The organism is Actinacidiphila sp. bgisy167 (assembly GCF_965342175.1).
GTDB lineage: Bacteria > Actinomycetota > Actinomycetes > Streptomycetales > Streptomycetaceae > Actinacidiphila.
The window spans coordinates 1-1,109 of the sequence record NZ_CBDRBL010000211.1; the positions used below are offsets into that span (position 1 = coordinate 1).

The 1,109-nt window shown below is 69.2% G+C and carries 1 protein-coding gene; it reads left to right on the plus strand.

Annotation, left to right across the window (positions count from 1 at the left end; translation table 11 throughout):
• Nucleotides 1-281 precede the first annotated feature (281 nt).
• Nucleotides 282-1,109: OTU domain-containing protein (locus ACRWND_RS30825; protein WP_431955272.1), on the plus strand; the 828-nt coding region annotated here is incomplete at its 3' end.

Below are 1,109 nucleotides of genomic sequence, written 5' to 3' on the forward strand. Positions count from 1 at the left end.
CTGCGGTCGTCGCGCGTCTTCTGCGGCGTCCTCGGGGGCGGCTGTTGGGAGCGGGGCGTCAGGGTGAGGCGAGCGGTGTCGGTGAGTCGTCGGGGCGGCACGCGCTTCAGGACACGGGGACCTCGTCGGCTTCCCGGAGCCGCGCGGGCAGGCGGCTGCCCAATCCGCTGGACCTCACCGCTTCGGCCAGGAGCGACGCGGCTCCGGACGTCAGTCCGTGGTCCGCTGCAGGTCTGCGAGAGGTTCGGCTGGATTCGGCCCGTCATGCGGGTGGAGCGTCGGTGCAGGAGGGCCTCACCTCGCAGTCGGTTTCTCACACGGCGGGACTGTCCGCGGCCTCGGACCGGATGTTCCTGACCCGGGCCTTCGAGGCCAGCGAAGCCGACGTGAGTATGTCGGTGAGGCGGGTGATGGAGGGCTATGAGCAGATGGTCGCGGTGGCGGGTCGTGTGGGTCTGGTGGCGCGGGACGCCGGTGGTGACGGGAACTGCTTCTACTACTCGGTGGCCACGTTGTTGGGGTTGGCCCCCAGGGCCGATTCGCAGATGTCGGTGGAAGACCATGCCCGGGCGATGAGAGACGTGGCGGGGGGCATGCGGCAGGAGTTGGCTGATGCTCTGCCGCAGTTCTGGGACGAGATGGGGCCCCAGCTGGTCATCATGTATGCGGATGATCTGGCATCCGACCCCGATGAGGCGGATCGGATTGTGGAATGGCTGTTCGCGATGCCGGATGGGGGCCGTGAGGAGGTGCTGTCCGGGCTGGATCGGCAGATCCGTACCATGGACAGCTATGCGAATGCCGGTGGTGATCTCGCGCCGGTCCTTGCGGCGCGCGTCTACGGCCTCGTTCTGAATGTGGTCGAGGCTGCGGGCTTGGCGGTGCACCGGTTCGGTGAGGATGGGGGGATCGAGCTTCACCTGGTCCGTCACGACGGGGTGATGCACTGGATGCCGGCTCGCCCCGCACGGCCGGGGGTGTGGGACCCGGTGCAGGCCCGGGCGATACTGGCCGCTCCGGTGGAGGCCGAGGGTCGGCAGGAGGGTGTCAGGCGGCTTCCGGCGCCTCCGCCGGTGCAGCCCCAGTCGGGGGAGCGTCTTGTTCAGGAG